This window comes from Martinezella sp. CNPSo 3957 (genome assembly GCF_057784395.1).
This window is the reverse complement of record NZ_JBXSOU010000003.1, coordinates 308,638-323,536: the sequence shown is the minus strand read 5'-3', so window position 1 is coordinate 323,536 and position 14,899 is coordinate 308,638. Positions and strand designations below refer to the sequence as shown.

Here is a 14,899-nt window from a genome sequence, read left to right as displayed (position 1 = left end):
AAGACGCGGCCTTCGGATCGCGTCGTCGCACTCATTGAAAATCCGTATCAGTTGCCATTAAAGGGAGTCTCGTCATCGCGATAGCATCGATCAACGAGGCCACTGATGGATAAGCTCGCAATTGCGTTCCTTGCATCAAACAATGGAACCTCATTTCGGACGGTCAACGAAGCCATCAGAGCGAACACAATGAACGCTGCCGCCGTCGTGCTTGTTAGCAATAGGGCTTCGTCCACAGCACTAGCCTATGCTGAGGCCAACGGTATTCCCTCGTTTCACATTCCGACCAAGGACAGGGAAGCTGATGCGGACAAACAGCTTCGCGGCACGCTAATCGCTCATGGAGCTGAACTCATTATCTTATCCGGCTATCTCAAGAAACTTGGCCCGCTTACGCTAGCCGCGTTTGATGGGCGAATATTGAATGTTCATCCGGGGCTGCTACCCAAATACGGCGGATTGGGGATGTACGGGCGAAGAGTTCACCAAGCCGTGCTCGATAATCGCGAGACCGAAACAGGCGCAACGATCCATCTCGTAGATGGAGAGTATGACCACGGAAGAACTGTGGCCTCAACGACCGTTCAGATCCATCCCGACGATAGCGTAGTTTCGCTGGAACAACGGGTCATGGTTGCAGAATGCGATCTTTTCACCGATCTCATACGCCGCATATCAATAGGCAGACTGCGCCTGCCGTTATGAAATGAGACGTTCGCAAAAGGCCGAACGCAGCCGCCGGACGCACTCCCGGCATCGACGGCTGGGTGTTCCCTCTAATGCACGGTCGAAGTCGGAACGGCAGCAGCTTTTTGGCTGCCACCGGTTCCGGTTACAAACCTGCTTCAGCCATCCAGAGTTCAGCATCCGCACCGCCCGGAATTCGCAGCGGGGCGGATGGATCGGTGGCAGCCCGCCAAACCGCTTCCGCGACATCGGGTGCGTGAGTCACTGGACCAGTATCGTCCTGCACATTCTTGATGAATTGCTGAATGAGCGGAGCATAATCCGGATCGTCCAGACCACGCAAATGGGGACGCGCATTCTCCCCAAAGCGAGTTTCCGGCGACCGGCCTGGCAGGACGATATGTACCCGCACGCCAAATGGCTCCATCTCCACCGATAAGGACTCGGTGAAGGCGTTCACCGCTGCCTTGCTCGCCCGGTAGATCCCAATCACCGGCAGAGTCTTGACCGTCACCGTAGAGGTGATGTTGACGATGACTCCGGCCCGACGTTGACGCATCTGGGGCAATACGGCCTGAACCATCGCCAATGTGCCGATCGTATTTGTCTGGAACAGCGACTGCACCGTCTCCGGCGCAGTCAGCTCGATCGGTGAGGGCGCTCCGAAACCGGCATTGTTGACCAATACGTCTATCGGACCGGCGGCCTTCACGGCGTCCGCGATGCTTGCGGGATTGGTGACGTCGAGCGCGAGAATACGCAAGCGTTCGGAAACCGGTAGCAGCTCGGGTTTGGGCGTGCGCATTGTCGCGATGACATCCCACCCTCGTTCAAAAAACAGTTTCGCAGTCTCCAGGCCGAAGCCAGACGAGCAACCAGTAATCAATATCGTGGACATGAGCCTCTCCAAACAAAAGGAATGATGCCATGGTAGTGACCGGGCGAGAGACTTTATATATGCTATAGTCTCCATTTCTTTAGCGTTAGTCCTGATTATGACCGTCGATCCCCTTGCCGAAATCGTCACGCTGCTGCAGCCGGCCGCACGCTTTTCGAAGCTGGTGGAATGCGCCGGCGCCTGGCGAATTCATCGCGAGGCCACGGGCGAGCCATTCTACTGCGCAATCCTTGAGGGGCGTTGCCGCGTAACGTTTGTAGGACATCAGCCTTTCATCCTGCGAGCCGGCGATTTCGTGCTCGTGCCGGCCATGCGCGAGCTTGTCAGCGAGAGCGTAGACGCACCGGCCGGTCTGTCCGCCATGGTTCCAACGCAGTTGAGTGGCGGTCATTTCCGTGTCGGCCGCCTCGAGGGGCCGGCGGATCTGCGCATGCGCATAGGGCATTGCAGCTTCGGCGCACCGGATGCGGCCTTGCTCGTTTCCCTCTTGCCTGATGTCGTTATCGTTCGTGACGAGCCCCGACTCGCGACGCTGATGCAATTGGTCGGTGAAGAAACGCGCGAGCGCCGGCCGGCACGCGAACTCGTGCTGGAACGGCTGCTGGAGGTGTTGTTGATCGAGGCATTGCGATCCGGCACGGAAACAACCGTGACGTCGAGCTTGAGTCGCGGCCTTGCCGATGACCGCCTAGCCGCAGCACTTCACGCAATGCATGCGCGTCCTGCCCATCCTTGGACTGTCGCGGATCTTGCGACCGAAGCGGCCCTGTCCCGATCGGCTTTCTTTGCGCGTTTCAGCCGCGTCGTTGGCCTGCCGCCAATGGAATATCTATTGGCTTGGCGCATGGCTCTTGCAAAGCAGCTATTGCGCAGCCGCGAATTGGGGATGGATCAGGTAGCTGAACGCGTTGGCTACGGATCGGCAAGCACTTTCAGCGTCGCCTTTGCGCGATACGCAGGCATGCCGCCTGCACGATATGCCCGCGGCGACGTGCGAAGCGATTGAGGACGTGAAGCCGAATTTATACCGGCCGCCGCTTGCCGCGTGCAGCCAGGGCTTCGACATTGCCGATCATGAAATCGGCGCGCACGACGCGGCGAAGCGTCTCCGGTTCGATCAGGTTGATAAAGCGGACATGGACGCGGTTGTCGATGCGGCTGACCTCGGCGCAGGCGATGCGGTAGGCGAGACCGAGGATGTTCAGATAGTAGTGGGTCGGCAGGCCGACCGTCGTGGCGACGGTGAAGCTGGCGCCGCCGCGCGAGATGTCGGTAATTTCGGCGCTGCGCACCGAAATGCCTGTTAGGCAGGGACGAACAGCCACGAGACGCGCCGGCCGCTGGACGTAGAAACGTTCCCAGCTGCGTTCGTAGACTTCGGATTTGACTTTCGCCAGATGGGTTGCGCGAAGCATTGTCATTCCCTGTTGGAAAACAGACCGAATTCATCTCGGTTACAGCATGAACCTTGCACGGAGATTTTGCGGAAGCGTCAATTGCATTGGTAGAATTTTAACGGGTTCGTCTTTTGTACCGATTTGGGCGCATCTTGACAGGCGCATCGGCTTCGATCATACGAACGAGCGGTTCGAGGCGCCTGCCGCTCGCGGATGAAAATCCAAGGTGAAGTCCTCGCTGTTTTAGGTCACGGCCATTCAGGGCATGCTGACTGACGGTAATGCGAGCTCCGTTTCACAGTCGTAATTGCATGCCTTAGCAAAGGCTGATCCTATGACGACGTATCCGTCCATAGATGAATTGAAGGCTCAGGCCCGGCGTCTGCGTCAGGCCATGGCCGAGCGCGGCGACGACATGAGCCACTCGACAGCGCTGGAGCTGATCGCGAAGCAACACGGGCTGCGCGATTGGAACACGCTTTCGGCGCTGGCGGCAAAACCGAATGACGGGCCTGATGCGCCCTTCGATGTCGGCTCCGCCGTGCGTGGACGCTATCTGAACAAGCCGTTTACCGGCAAGGTTCTTGCGATGTCGGCGAAGTCTGGCGGGCTCTACAGGATTACGATCCACTTCGACGAACCGGTCGATGTGGTGGAGTTCGAGAGCTTCTCCGCGTTTCGCCAGCGCATCAACGCCCAGGTCGATGCCGACGGCATTTCGCCGCGCAGGACATCGAACGGCGTGCCGCATCTGGTTCTCGACCTTTAATCTTCATCCCTGCTTGCTACGCCGCTATCTTTGCCGCTCGCGAGCGATTCCGTCCGGATACCACCATGACGCACACCCTCGAAAACAATATGTTTCTCACCGGCTGGCTGCCTGGCGTCTTTGCCAAGACAGCCGCGCCGATCATCGTCATCACGACAGTCAGCGGCCTCTTTGCCGTCGTCGACGCCTATTTCCTCGGCGTCTATGTCGGCGCCGAGGCGCTCTCCGCCGTCAGCCTCATCTTTCCCGCGCTGATGCTGCTGATCGCGCTGCAGACGCTGGTTTCAAACGGCATGGCGAGCATTCTCGCCCGCTGCCTCGGCGCTGGAAATCGCGACGCCGCGAAGTCCGTGTTTACCGGCGCCCATACGCTGGCGCTCGCCGTCGTGGTCGCGGTCAATCTCATCTATTGGCTCGTAGGGCGACAGTTCATTGCCGTGGCAGCGGCGGGAAACGCCGATGTTGCCCGCAGCGCCGAGGCCTTCATGGGCGTCATGGTCGCCTTCGCGCCGATCAGCTTCTTCCTTTCGATCCATCTCGACGGGCTGCGTTGCGAAGGAAAGCTCGGCTTCATGACGCTGGTGACGCTTGCCTCGACGCTGCTCAACATCCTGGCAAACTGGCTGCTGATGGCCGTTGCGCACTGGGGCGTGGTCGGCTCAGCCGGCGGCTCGGTGCTGGCGCAATTCATCTGCCTGATGATCGTCATCATCTATCGCCTGCGTCGGCCGAATGGCCTTTGGGTCGACATGGCGCTGCATGTTCGCGAGTGGCGCGACATCTTCGCCTTCGGCGCTCCGATGAGCCTCGGTTTCATCGGCATTTCGCTGAGCTCGGCGGCGATCCTCTTCAACGTGTCGATCTGGCATGAGGGGGATTATGTCGCGACCGTCGGCGCCTACGGAATCGTCACAAGAGTAATGACCTTCGCCTATTTGCCGCTGCTGGGCTTGAGCATCGCGTTGCAGACCATATCAGGCCACAATCATGGCGCCGCCCTTCCGGCCCGCGTCGGTCATAGCGTCCTGATCGCCCTGATTTCAGCTCTGGTCTATTGCGGCGCCGTCGAACTCATCGTCGAGCTGCTGGCGGGGCATATGGGTTCGATTTTCGTACGCGATCCTGTGATCGTCACGGAAGTCGGCCGCATCCTGCCCTGGACGATCGGCGCCTATTTCCTGTTCGGTCAGGCGATCATCCTGTCGTCCTATTTCCAGTCCATCGGTGATGCGAAGCGTGGTGCGATTTTCGGTCTGTCACGGTCCTATCTGTTCACCTTGCCGCTGACGTTCCTCCTGCCGCTCGCCTTCGGCGAACGCGGGATCTGGATGACGCCGATCTTCGCTGAAATGGGAATGATCCTGCTCACCTGGCTGGTATTGTCGCGCAATGCCAGGGATCGCAAATGGCGCTATGGCTTGTTGCCGGCATGAGAATGGAAAAGGCCGCGCTTTCCAGCACGGCCTTTTCGCTATGAGCCTATATCAGGCGTCATTCAGGACTTGAGCAGCCATTCATGTTCCACGGCATTGTGGAATTTCCAAATGCGCTTCGGGCCGGCCATGACGTTTAGATAGTAGAGATCGTAGCCGTGGCAGGCGGCGCAGGGGTGATACCCTTTCGGCACCAGCGTCACGTCGCCATCCTCCAGCACCATGACTTCGTCCAGCGATCGGTCGTCGGTGTAGACACGCTGGAAGCCGAAGCCCTGCGGCGGGTTTAGGCGGTGATAATAGGTCTCCTCCAGGAAGCTCTCGTTCGGGAGATTGTCCTGATCGTGTTTGTGTGGAGGGTAGGACGAGGTGTGTCCGCCCGGCGTGATCACTTCCACGACCAGCAGCGAATGCGCCGCGCCATCGTCTTCCGGCATGATGTTGTTGACGTGGCGGACATTGGTGCCCTTGCCGCGCGTTAGCGCCGGATGCGTGCCCGGCGGAATGGCGCGGGCTTCATAGGAGCCGCCGCCCGGTGCCGAGCAGACGGCCAGTTCCAGATCGGTCTCGGCGATCACCGACCAGCTCGAGCCTGCTGGAATATAAAGCGCATGGGGTGCGCCCTCGAAGGGGCTCATGCGGCCGCCGAGCGAGCCGAAATCCTTTGTACCCGCCTTGGCGCTTCCCTTGCCGCTAACCCATACGAGGCAGACCTCGCGATCACCGGTCTCGGCCGAAGCGGTTTCGCCCGGTTTCAGGCGATGCAGGTCGAAGCCGACATAGGTCCAGCCGGCGCTTTCTGGTGTGACATGGGTGACACGGCCATGCGAGCCGCTAGGTTTGACCTTCAGATTGGGCATGGTCTTGCTCCATTGCTTGGACGGTACCCCTCGCCAACCTGTGACGGAGGAGAGGGGTGCTCGTCTTCCGTTATCCCTTGGGAAAGCCTTCGGTTTCAACCGTGTAGCCTGCGGCCGTCATCACGCGCATCAGCTCGGCATGGCCGATCTCGGCCATCTTTTGCGGCGGCGCCTTGCGCGGATCCTGTTCGGCTTCGACCACGAACCAGCCTTCATAGCCGTAATCGGCGAAGCGCTGGACGATCGCGCCGAAATCGAGCGATCCATCGCCCGGCACCGTGAATGCGCCGAGCGCGACGGCATCGAGGAAGGACTGCTTGCTGCGATCCAGCCCGTCGACGACCGACTTGCGGATATCCTTGACGTGAACGTGGTTGATACGGGCATGGTGGTTATCGATGGCGCGCAGCACGTCGCCGCCGGCAAATGCGAGATGGCCGGCATCGAGCAGCAGCGGAATGCCTTCGCCGGAATTGCGCATGAAGGCATCGAGTTCCGGCTCGGTTTCGACCACGGCTGCCATATGATGGTGATAGGAGAGCGGCATGCCCTGGTCGGCACACCATTCGCCGAACTCGGTGACGCGGCGGGCATAGGCCTTCATCTCGTCATCCGAAAGGCGCGGCTTGGTGGCGAGCGGCTTGGAGCGATCGCCCTGGATCGAGCGGCCGACTTCGCCATAAACGATGCAAGGCGCGTTGACGGCCTTAAACAGTTCGATCATCGGCGCGATGCGGTCCTTGTTTGCCGCAAGCTCCTCATTGACGAGCGTACCCGAGAACCAGCCGCCGCAAAGCGTCACGTCGGCGGCGCGCAGGATCGGTAGCATCTCATCGGGGTTGCTGGGGAAGCGCCGGCCCTGTTCCATGCCGGTGAAGCCCGCACCGCGCGACTGGCGAAGGCATTCCTCGAGGGATACGTCGTCGCTGAGCTCCGGAAGATCGTCGTTCCACCAGGCGATGGGCGACATGCCGAGTTTGGCCTTCATCAATGGTCTCCTTGAAAAAGCTATTGGAGGAGCCTGAAGCTCCTCCAGAAAAATGACGGAAATGGATCAGCCGATGCGCTGGGCGGCACGGGCTTGTTCGTAGGCGGCGCGGGCCTTGTTGACCTCGGCACGCGGGCTGACCTCGGGAACGGCGACATCCCACCAGTGGCCGCCTTCGTCCGTCGTGATCAGCGGATCGGTGTCGATGACGATGACCGAGCTGCGATCGTTCTTCTTTGATGCTTTGATGGCCTGTTCCAGCTCAGCGATGGAAGAGACCTTCACGGCGATCGCACCCATGCTGGCAGCATGCGCCCGGAAGTCGATCTCCGGCATCACTTCGAAGCGCGAGTCCTTCAAGAGGTTGTTGAAGTTCGCGCCGCCGGTCGCCATCTGCAGGCGGTTGATGCAGCCATAGCCGCGGTTGTCGAGCAGCACGACGGTGATCTTCAGGCCGAGCATGACAGAGGTCGCCAGTTCGGAATTCATCATCATGTAGGAGCCGTCGCCGACCATGACGACGACATCCTTCTCCGGCCGCGCCATCTTCACACCAAGGCCGCCGGCAATCTCATAGCCCATACAGGAGAAGCCGTATTCCATGTGGTAGCTGCCGGGTGCGGTCGCCGGCCAGAGCTTGTGCAGCTCGCCGGGCAGGCCGCCCGCTGCGCAAACGAGAATGCTGTCCTTGCCGCCGAGTGTGCGGGTGACGGCGCCGATGACCTGGGCGTCGGAGGGCAGAGCGGCGTTCGTGGTCGCCATCGCCTTGGCTGCAGCCTCCATCCAGACCTGCTTTTCCTGTGTCGCCTTTTCGGCAAGCTGAGCCGGCGCGCGCCAGCCCGTAAGGCCGGCGGAAAGCGCCTTCAGCCCCTCGCGCGCATCCGTCACCAGCGGGTGACTGTTGTGCTTGAGAGCGTCGTAGGCCGCGATATTGAGGCCGATCATGGCCAGCTTTTCGTTCTTGAACAGGGCCCAGGAGCCGGTGGTGAAGTCCTGGCAGCGGGTTCCAACGGCGATCACCAGATCCGTGTCTTCGGCAATGGCATTGGCTGCCGATGTGCCCGTCACGCCGACGGAGCCGAGCGCCAGGGGATGCGTCTCGTCGATGGCCGATTTGCCGGCCTGCGTGACGACGATGGGAATACCATGAGCTTCGGCAAAAGCGGCCAGTTCCTTCGTCGCCTGCGAATAGAGCACGCCGCCGCCGGCAAGAATGACCGGCTTTTCGGAGCGGCGGATCAGTGCAATGGCATTGGCAAGTTCGTCTGTATCCGGCTGCGGACGGCGCGGCACCCAGACATGTTCCTCGAAGAAGCTTTCCGGATAATCGAAGGCTTCGGCCTGCACGTCCTGACACAGCGAAAGCGTCACAGGACCGCAATCGAGGGGATCGGTCAGCACCTGCATGGCGCGCTTCAGCGCCGATATGATTTGTTCCGGCCGCGTGATGCGGTCGAAATAGCGCGAGACGGGGCGGAAGGCGTCATTGGCCGACACGGTGCCGTCACCGAAATCCTCGATCTGCTGCAGTACCGGATCGGGGGCGCGGTTGGCAAAGACGTCGCCGGGCAGGAAGAGAACGGGGATGCGATTGACGTGTGCGACGCCGGCGGCTGTCACCATATTCAGTGCGCCGGGGCCGATGGAGGTCGTGCAGGCCATGAAGCGCTGGCGGAAGCTTGCCTTGGCATAGGCAATAGCAGCATGGGCCATGCCCTGCTCGTTGTGAGCGCGGAAGGTCGGCAGCTCCTCGCGTACCTGATAGAGCGCCTCGCCGATGCCGGCGACGTTGCCGTGACCGAAGATCGCCCAGACGCCGCCGAAAATCGGCTGCTTCTGCCCGTCGATGATGGTCATTTGCTTCTTGAGGAAATGCGTGACGGCCTGTGCCATCGTCAATCGGATCGTCTTGCCCATCGGGCGCCTCCCAAATGCTTGTTTCTTACAGGCCGCGGGTTTTAAGCCACGCTTGCGTCAATTGCCGGAAGCGGCCGGCCATATCGGCAATCGCTTCCTCGTCGTTCATGCCGCCCGACAGCCACGCGCGGGCCGCATCGGAGAAGATGGTCCGCCCGACGGCGAAACCCTTGACCGAGGGGGCGGCCAGCGTCGCCTCGAAACTGCGGATCAGTTCCTCCGCCGGTGCCTCCAGGCCAAGCAGCACGATACCTCGGCACCATGGATCATTTTTGGCGATCACGGCATCGATTTTTTTCCAGGCAGCCGTCGATTCCTGTGGCTCCAGCTTCCACCAATCCGGCTTGATGCCGAGCGCGTAGAGCTCTTCCATAGCCGTCGGAATCGTATCGTCGGTCAGCGGTCCGTTCTTGCTGGCAATGATTTCGACCAGAAGCTCGCGGCCAACCTTGCGCGCGGCCTCGAACAGTGTCCGCAGCTTCTCTTGCTGTTCCGCCTTGAGCTCCTTCGGATCGTCGGGGTGATAGAAGCACAGGCATTTGATGCAGTGATTGAGCGGCCATTCGACGAGTTGGGAGCCGATATCCTGGCTGAACTCGAACTTTAGCGGCTTCGATCCTGGCAGCTCGACGGGGCGGCCGATCCAGGAGAAATTCTTGGTTGCCGCATCGAAGAAGGCGTCGCGCCCGAAGCGTTCATCGATCAGCATGCCATAGCCCTGGCGGCCATCGGCCACCCGTGCTGCCGCCTCGACGGCCAGCCGCTTGAAGGCGACAATCCTGTCGTAACCGACGCTTAGCTCATCGCAGACGCTGACGAGCTGCGAGCGGTGGTCGATCGCAAGCGCCATCAGCAGCGGGATTTCGTCGCCGCGACGGGTCGTCGCCCAATGAATGTGATTGATCGCCTCGTCCTTGCGTAGCGCCCTGTGTTTGCTGCCCGTCTTCAGGAAGAAATCGAGTTCCGTCCAGGTCGGATATTCCGGTGAGCAGAGCAGGCGGGAGACGGCGAAGGCGCCGCAGGCATTCGCCCAGGTGGCGCAGGTCTTCAGCGGCTCGCCGCGCAGATAGCCGCGCAGGAAGCCCGACATGAAGGCATCGCCCGCACCGAGAACATTGAAGACCTCGATCGGGAAACCCTGGCCGACGATGCCGGCTTCGAGATCGTCGGAGATCGGGCCGTCGTAGACGATGCAGCCCATCGCGCCGCGCTTGAGCACGATGGTCGCTGGAGAAAGGCGGCGGATTTCCTTGAGCGCGCCGAGCACGTTGTCGACGCCCGAGCCGATCATGATCTCTTCTTCCGTGCCGACGATCAGGTCGCAATCCGGCAGCGTCTCCCTCATCTTCGAGGAAACGCGATCCGATTTCACATAGCGCTCGAAGCCCTCGGCATGGCCGGCAAGACCCCATAGATTTGGCCGGTAGTCGATGTCGAAGATCACCTTGCGGCCGTTCGCCTTGGCGATGCGGATCGCCTTGCGCTGTGCCGCTTCGGTATTGGGTTTGGAGAAATGCGTGCCGGATACGAGAACGGCACCCGAAGACTTGATGAAGCCTTCGTCGATATCGTCTTCGTTCAGCGCCATGTCGGCGCAGTCTGAGCGATAGAAGATCATCGGCGAGACGCCTTCGGCCTCGACCGCCAGCAGCACCAGCGCCGTCAGCCGCTCCTTGTCCGTCGCGATCCCATCGACGGCCACGCCCTCGCGTGCCGCCTGTTCACGGATGAAGCGGCCCATCTGCTCGTCGCCGACGCGGGTGATGAGGCCGGATTTCAGGCCGAGCCGCGCGGTGCCGATGGCGATATTGGCCGGGCAGCCGCCAACCGACTTGGCAAAAGAGGCTATGTCTTCCAGGCGCGAGCCGATCTGCTGGCCGTAAAGGTCGACGGAGGACCGGCCGATAGTGATCACATCGAGTTTTGTCTCCGGCTGTGCGCCAGGATTGTCGTGTGCCATGATGTCCTCCCGTCGGGGCATGACCTCTTCTGCTTTTCAGCCTGCGCCGAGATCATGCGTTATTGATAGTGCCGGTATGCATTTCGTCCCGGTTGCGATGGATTGGACGGCCATCTCCCGCGGCCGTGATCCTGGTTGTAGTGAAACATTGGTTCCGAGATTTTGTCAATTCGGAATGTTTATTCCATTTTCGTTTTATCGGCTTTTGTCGCAGCTTTTCGCCGGCGCTCGGCAATGGCAACCGGAAAGGCCATGATCAACGCCATCGATGCCGACAGCGAGCGGAAACCGGCAAAATCGGCTTCCGCCACTTCAAACCAGTAATCCGCGCAGGCGGTAAGCGGCGAGAAGGCCGAATCGGTAATGGCGATGACGGGCACGTTGCGCGCAGCGAGGTCCTGCGCCTGCGCCAAACTGTCGGCTGCATAGGGCGAAAAGCTCGCGGCGATCGCTGCGTCCTTCTCTGTGGCGAAGCGGGTGATCTCGCCGTCGATGCCGTTCGGCGAGGCGACGATCTGATGACGTATGTTGAGCTTGGAAAAGGCATAGGTCATATGTGCCGTCAGCGGATAGGAGCGGCGCTTGGCGATCAGATAGATCGTCTCGGCCGCTGCAAGCACGTCGATGGCTTTGGCAAAAGTGTCGGTCTCGATGGTTGCGGCGAGCTTGTTGACGGATTGGCTCGCCGCAGAGAGGAAGCCCGAGAGAATAGTGGCTTCTTCGTTCTCTACGCCGGAGCGTTCGAGCGTTACCAGCCGCTCCTCATAGCTCAGCGTCCGGTCGCGCAGCCGTTCGCGAAAGATGCTCTGAAGATCGGAAAAGCCCTCATAGCCGAGGTGATGGGCAAGGCGCACCAGCGTGGAAGGTTGAACTTCGGCGGCAGTGGCGATGCTCGCCGTCGTGCCGAAGGCGATCTCATCGGGATTGCCGAGCGCGAAGGCGGCGACCTGCGCGAGGCGCTTTGGCATGGCGTTCTTGCGCTCGATGATGATGCTGCGCAGGCTTTCGAAGTCGCGCGGCACCCTGGTTTGCGTCTCGACATTATTGTCCATGCGCCGTCCTTCAGCTCCCCACATGCCCGCAATGAAACATATATTCCATATTTACAACGATACCGGATTTTGAATCGTTCGGCACGAATAATTTTAAGCTAATGAATTTACATATATAAATACGGGTTTTCGTCATTTCGGATCGAAGTCGATACCATGAGTGCGCTTGTCAAAACGGTCTAAATATTCCAAAAATCATCCACTTCGGGAGAAGATGTGAGGAGGAAAGGCAAATGAAGCCATTGGGCGTTGGATTGATCGGCACCGGTTATATGGGCAAATGCCATGCGCTAGCCTGGAATGCGGTCAAAACAGTATTCGGTGATGTCGCGCGGCCGCGCCTCGTGCATCTCGCCGAAGCCAATGCCGATCTGGCAAAGGCGCGTGGTGACGAATTCGGCTTCGAAAAGGCAACGGCCGACTGGCGCGATCTCATCGCCGATCCTGATGTCGACGTCGTCTCGGTCACGACCCCCAACCAGTTCCATCCGGAAATGGCGATCGCAGCCCTCGAAGCTGGCAAGCACGTTTGGTGCGAAAAGCCGATGGCGCCGTCCTATGGCGATGCCGAGCGCATGCTGGCCGCAGCCAAGGCCTCCGGCAAGGTCGCCATCCTCGGTTACAATTATATCCAGAACCCGGTGATGCGTCACATCAAGGCGCTGATCGCAGAAGGGGCGATCGGCGCGGTTAATCACATCCGCGTCGAGATGGATGAGGATTTCATGGCCGATCCGAACGGTCTCTTCTATTGGAAGAGCGAACTTGCTTCCGGTTACGGCGCTTTGGATGATTTCGCGGTGCATCCGCTTTCGCTTCTCTGGTTCCTGTTCGGCCATGTCGAGGCTGTCATCACCGATATGGTGAAGCCCTATGCCGAACGGCCGCTGAAGGATGGCGGCACCCGCACCGTCGAAAATCACGATCTTGCGAATGTGCTGATGCGGCTTGGCGGCGGCATTTCCGCCGTGCTCATGGCCAACCGTTCTGCCTGGGGCCGCAAGGGCCGGATCGCCCTGCAGATCTTCGGCTCCAAGGGCTCGATCTCCTATGATCAGGAGCGCATGAACGAATTCGAGCTCTATCAGGCCGACGGCAGGGACAGTGAACAGGGCTTCCGCAAGGTGCTGGCCGCACCCGCGCACAAGCCCTATGACCGTTTCATCCCGGCACCCGGTCATGGTCTCGGCTTCAACGATCTGAAGATCATCGAGTGCCGGGAGTTGATCCGCGCCATATCAGGCGAGGCTGCGTCAGTCGTGGCTTTCAAAGACGGCCTGCGCATCGAAAAATCGGTACACGCCATGGCCCAATCCTTCCACGAACACCGCTGGGTCGAAATATCAAGCTGAGCGTTTGGCCTAATTTTCTCCCGATCCGGGGCGCAGGGTCAGCCGTGATTGACGCTTGCGGATGCAGGCGTTACCCCTGAAGTCCAAAGGCGGCCTTCCGCGCAACGCGGAAGGAGCGCCATAATAACAATGGAGTACGGATCGTGACGGGCAGATTGGTCATTGTCGGGGCCGGGCAGGCGGGTTTCGCGCTTGCGGCCAAGTTGCGTGGGCTGGGTGATTCGCGGCCGATCACCATCGTCGGTGCCGAGGAAAACCTTCCCTACCAGCGCCCACCTTTGACCAAGAAGTACCTGCTCGGCGAGATGGCTTTCGATCGCCTGCTGTTCCGGCCTGAACATTGGTACACCGACAATAATGTCGAGATCCGCGTGTCCACCTGGGTCGAGCAGATCGATCGCGCCGCAAAGCAGATCGTCATGCAGGACGGCTCCAGGCTGGATTACGAGACCCTAGCGCTTGCGACTGGCTCGACGCCGCGCCGCCTGCCGCCCTCCGTCGGCGGCGCGCTCGAAGGCGTCTATCTCGCCCGTGACAAGCGAGACGCCGATCTTCTTGCCGGCGAAATGCGCCCAGGCCGCCGGGTGCTCATCATCGGTGGCGGCTATATCGGGCTTGAGGCCGCTGCTGTCGCGCGCCATCGCGGCCTTGAGGTCACGCTCATCGAGATGGGCGACCGGATATTGCAGCGAGTGGCGGCCAAGGAAACCGCCGATATTTTCAGAGCCATTCATCAAAAGCACGATGTCGTCATTCGCGAGAAGACCGGCCTGAAGCAGCTCATCGGGCGTAACGATCATGTCACCGCCGCCGAATTGTCCGACGGGTCTACCATCGACGTCGATTTCGTCGTCGTCGGCATCGGCGTCGCCCCGAATGACAGGCTTGCCAAGGAGGCCGGTCTCGAGGTCGGCAACGGTATCGTCGTCGATTCGTTCGCCCGCACCTCCGATCCCACGATCTTCGCTATGGGCGATTGCGTAGAATTGCCCTGGGAGGGCGGCCGCATCCGGCTCGAATCGGTGCAGAACGCCGTCGATCAGGCTGAGGCCGCGGCGGGAATCATAGCCGGCGGCGAAAAAGCCTATGATCCAAAGCCCTGGTTCTGGTCGGATCAATATGACGTCAAGCTGCAGATCGCCGGCTTCAATCTGGGTTACGACGAGACCCTTCTGCGTCCCGGTGCTCGCGAGGGCGCGGCTTCCGTCTGGTATTTCAAACAGAGCCGCTTCATCGCTGTCGACGCGATAAACGACGCGAAGGCTTATGTGACCGGCAAGAAGCTGCTGGAAACCGGCGCCAATCCATCCAGAGAGATCCTTGCCGACCCGGCCGCGGATTTGAAGCAGCTGCTGGCTTGATGTGAATTTTCGAGCCGGCCGGAGCGTGGTTCGGTCGACAATCGCCTGTTGCTGAATCATGGAAAGAACGTACACAAGCGCGAAAAAGCGCTTGCGTCGATAAATGAATGGCCCTATCAGGGCCGCACCGGAGAGGTGGCCGAGTGGTCGAAGGCGCTCCCCTGCTAAGGGAGTATACCAGAAATGGTATCGTGGGTTCGAATCCCATCTTCTCCGCCATTTTCC

At 60.3% G+C, this 14,899-nt stretch carries 13 protein-coding genes and 1 tRNA gene; 7 read left to right on the top strand and 7 right to left on the bottom strand.

Features of this window, described 5'->3' with window-relative positions; genetic code table 11:
• Positions 1–105 precede the first annotated feature (105 nt).
• Entirely contained in the window at positions 106–705 is a 600-nt protein-coding gene (purN, locus tag AC13QE_RS10015) for a phosphoribosylglycinamide formyltransferase (RefSeq protein WP_488483518.1), read from the top strand.
• Between the two features lie 127 nt (positions 706–832).
• Here the strand turns inward: purN and AC13QE_RS10010 are convergent, their stop codons facing one another.
• Positions 833–1,585 (bottom strand): SDR family oxidoreductase, encoded by a 753-nt coding sequence (locus AC13QE_RS10010; protein ID WP_488483517.1) that lies wholly within the window; start codon positions 1,583–1,585, stop codon positions 833–835.
• Positions 1,586–1,682: 97 nt separating this feature from the next.
• Here AC13QE_RS10010 and AC13QE_RS10005 point away from each other — a divergent pair, with 97 nt between their 5' ends.
• A complete protein-coding gene (locus AC13QE_RS10005; protein ID WP_488483516.1) occupies positions 1,683–2,591 on the top strand; it encodes an AraC family transcriptional regulator in 909 nt (302 codons plus the stop codon).
• 16 nt (positions 2,592–2,607) lie between these two features.
• Here AC13QE_RS10005 and AC13QE_RS10000 read toward each other — a convergent pair whose 3' ends face one another.
• On the bottom strand, positions 2,608–3,006 hold the full coding sequence (locus AC13QE_RS10000) for a PilZ domain-containing protein (RefSeq protein WP_488483515.1): 399 nt from the start codon (positions 3,004–3,006) through the stop codon (positions 2,608–2,610).
• A gap of 310 nt (positions 3,007–3,316) precedes the next feature.
• Here AC13QE_RS10000 and AC13QE_RS09995 point away from each other — a divergent pair, with 310 nt between their 5' ends.
• Both AC13QE_RS09995 and AC13QE_RS09990 read left to right on the top strand, forming a co-directional pair.
• Positions 3,317–3,751, top strand: coding sequence for a glyoxalase superfamily protein (locus AC13QE_RS09995; RefSeq protein WP_310229199.1), 435 nt, complete (start codon positions 3,317–3,319; stop codon positions 3,749–3,751).
• Between the two features lie 65 nt (positions 3,752–3,816).
• Complete coding sequence (locus tag AC13QE_RS09990; protein ID WP_488483514.1) at positions 3,817–5,184, top strand: MATE family efflux transporter; 1,368 nt, start codon at positions 3,817–3,819, stop codon at positions 5,182–5,184.
• A gap of 62 nt (positions 5,185–5,246) precedes the next feature.
• Here AC13QE_RS09990 and iolB read toward each other — a convergent pair whose 3' ends face one another.
• The 5 genes from iolB to AC13QE_RS09965 form a co-directional block, all read right to left on the bottom strand.
• On the bottom strand, positions 5,247–6,044 hold the full coding sequence (gene iolB, locus AC13QE_RS09985) for a 5-deoxy-glucuronate isomerase (RefSeq protein ID WP_488483513.1): 798 nt from the start codon (positions 6,042–6,044) through the stop codon (positions 5,247–5,249).
• A 70-nt stretch (positions 6,045–6,114) separates the two neighbouring features.
• Entirely contained in the window at positions 6,115–7,032 is a 918-nt protein-coding gene (gene iolE, locus AC13QE_RS09980; protein WP_488483512.1) for a myo-inosose-2 dehydratase, read from the bottom strand.
• A 66-nt stretch (positions 7,033–7,098) separates the two neighbouring features.
• Positions 7,099–8,949 carry a 3D-(3,5/4)-trihydroxycyclohexane-1,2-dione acylhydrolase (decyclizing) gene (iolD, locus tag AC13QE_RS09975; RefSeq protein WP_488483511.1) on the bottom strand — a complete coding sequence of 617 codons (1,851 nt, stop codon included), beginning with the start codon at positions 8,947–8,949 and terminating at the stop codon, positions 7,099–7,101.
• 25 nt (positions 8,950–8,974) lie between these two features.
• Positions 8,975–10,909, bottom strand: coding sequence for a bifunctional 5-dehydro-2-deoxygluconokinase/5-dehydro-2-deoxyphosphogluconate aldolase (locus AC13QE_RS09970; protein ID WP_488483510.1), 1,935 nt, complete (start codon positions 10,907–10,909; stop codon positions 8,975–8,977).
• Positions 10,910–11,088: 179 nt separating this feature from the next.
• On the bottom strand, positions 11,089–11,961 hold the full coding sequence (locus AC13QE_RS09965; protein WP_132716191.1) for a MurR/RpiR family transcriptional regulator: 873 nt from the start codon (positions 11,959–11,961) through the stop codon (positions 11,089–11,091).
• 233 nt (positions 11,962–12,194) lie between these two features.
• Here AC13QE_RS09965 and AC13QE_RS09960 point away from each other — a divergent pair, with 233 nt between their 5' ends.
• From AC13QE_RS09960 to AC13QE_RS09950, 3 genes are all read left to right on the top strand, one after another.
• On the top strand, positions 12,195–13,313 hold the full coding sequence (locus AC13QE_RS09960) for a Gfo/Idh/MocA family protein (RefSeq protein WP_488483509.1): 1,119 nt from the start codon (positions 12,195–12,197) through the stop codon (positions 13,311–13,313).
• A 143-nt stretch (positions 13,314–13,456) separates the two neighbouring features.
• The gene (locus tag AC13QE_RS09955) at positions 13,457–14,674 is read left to right on the top strand and encodes an NAD(P)/FAD-dependent oxidoreductase (RefSeq protein WP_488483508.1); all 1,218 of its coding nucleotides are present in this window, start codon (positions 13,457–13,459) and stop codon (positions 14,672–14,674) included.
• Between the two features lie 129 nt (positions 14,675–14,803).
• Positions 14,804–14,893 (top strand) — tRNA-Ser (locus tag AC13QE_RS09950).
• The last annotated feature ends 6 nt before the right edge of the window (positions 14,894–14,899 follow it).

Bases quoted from the DNA above. Each gene is read 5' to 3' on its own strand.
- iolB (WP_488483513.1), bottom strand. From the start codon at position 6,044: ATGCCCAATCTGAAGGTCAAACCTAGCGGCTCGCATGGCCGTGTCACC.
- purN (WP_488483518.1), top strand. From the start codon at position 106: ATGGATAAGCTCGCAATTGCGTTCCTTGCATCAAACAATGGAACCTCA.
- AC13QE_RS09990 (WP_488483514.1), top strand. From the start codon at position 3,817: ATGACGCACACCCTCGAAAACAATATGTTTCTCACCGGCTGGCTGCCT.
- AC13QE_RS10010 (WP_488483517.1), bottom strand. From the start codon at position 1,585: ATGTCCACGATATTGATTACTGGTTGCTCGTCTGGCTTCGGCCTGGAG.
- AC13QE_RS10000 (WP_488483515.1), bottom strand. From the start codon at position 3,006: ATGACAATGCTTCGCGCAACCCATCTGGCGAAAGTCAAATCCGAAGTC.
- AC13QE_RS09960 (WP_488483509.1), top strand. From the start codon at position 12,195: ATGAAGCCATTGGGCGTTGGATTGATCGGCACCGGTTATATGGGCAAA.
- iolD (WP_488483511.1), bottom strand. From the start codon at position 8,949: ATGGGCAAGACGATCCGATTGACGATGGCACAGGCCGTCACGCATTTC.
- AC13QE_RS09965 (WP_132716191.1), bottom strand. From the start codon at position 11,961: ATGGACAATAATGTCGAGACGCAAACCAGGGTGCCGCGCGACTTCGAA.
- AC13QE_RS10005 (WP_488483516.1), top strand. From the start codon at position 1,683: ATGACCGTCGATCCCCTTGCCGAAATCGTCACGCTGCTGCAGCCGGCC.
- iolE (WP_488483512.1), bottom strand. From the start codon at position 7,032: ATGAAGGCCAAACTCGGCATGTCGCCCATCGCCTGGTGGAACGACGAT.
- AC13QE_RS09970 (WP_488483510.1), bottom strand. From the start codon at position 10,909: ATGGCACACGACAATCCTGGCGCACAGCCGGAGACAAAACTCGATGTG.
- AC13QE_RS09995 (WP_310229199.1), top strand. From the start codon at position 3,317: ATGACGACGTATCCGTCCATAGATGAATTGAAGGCTCAGGCCCGGCGT.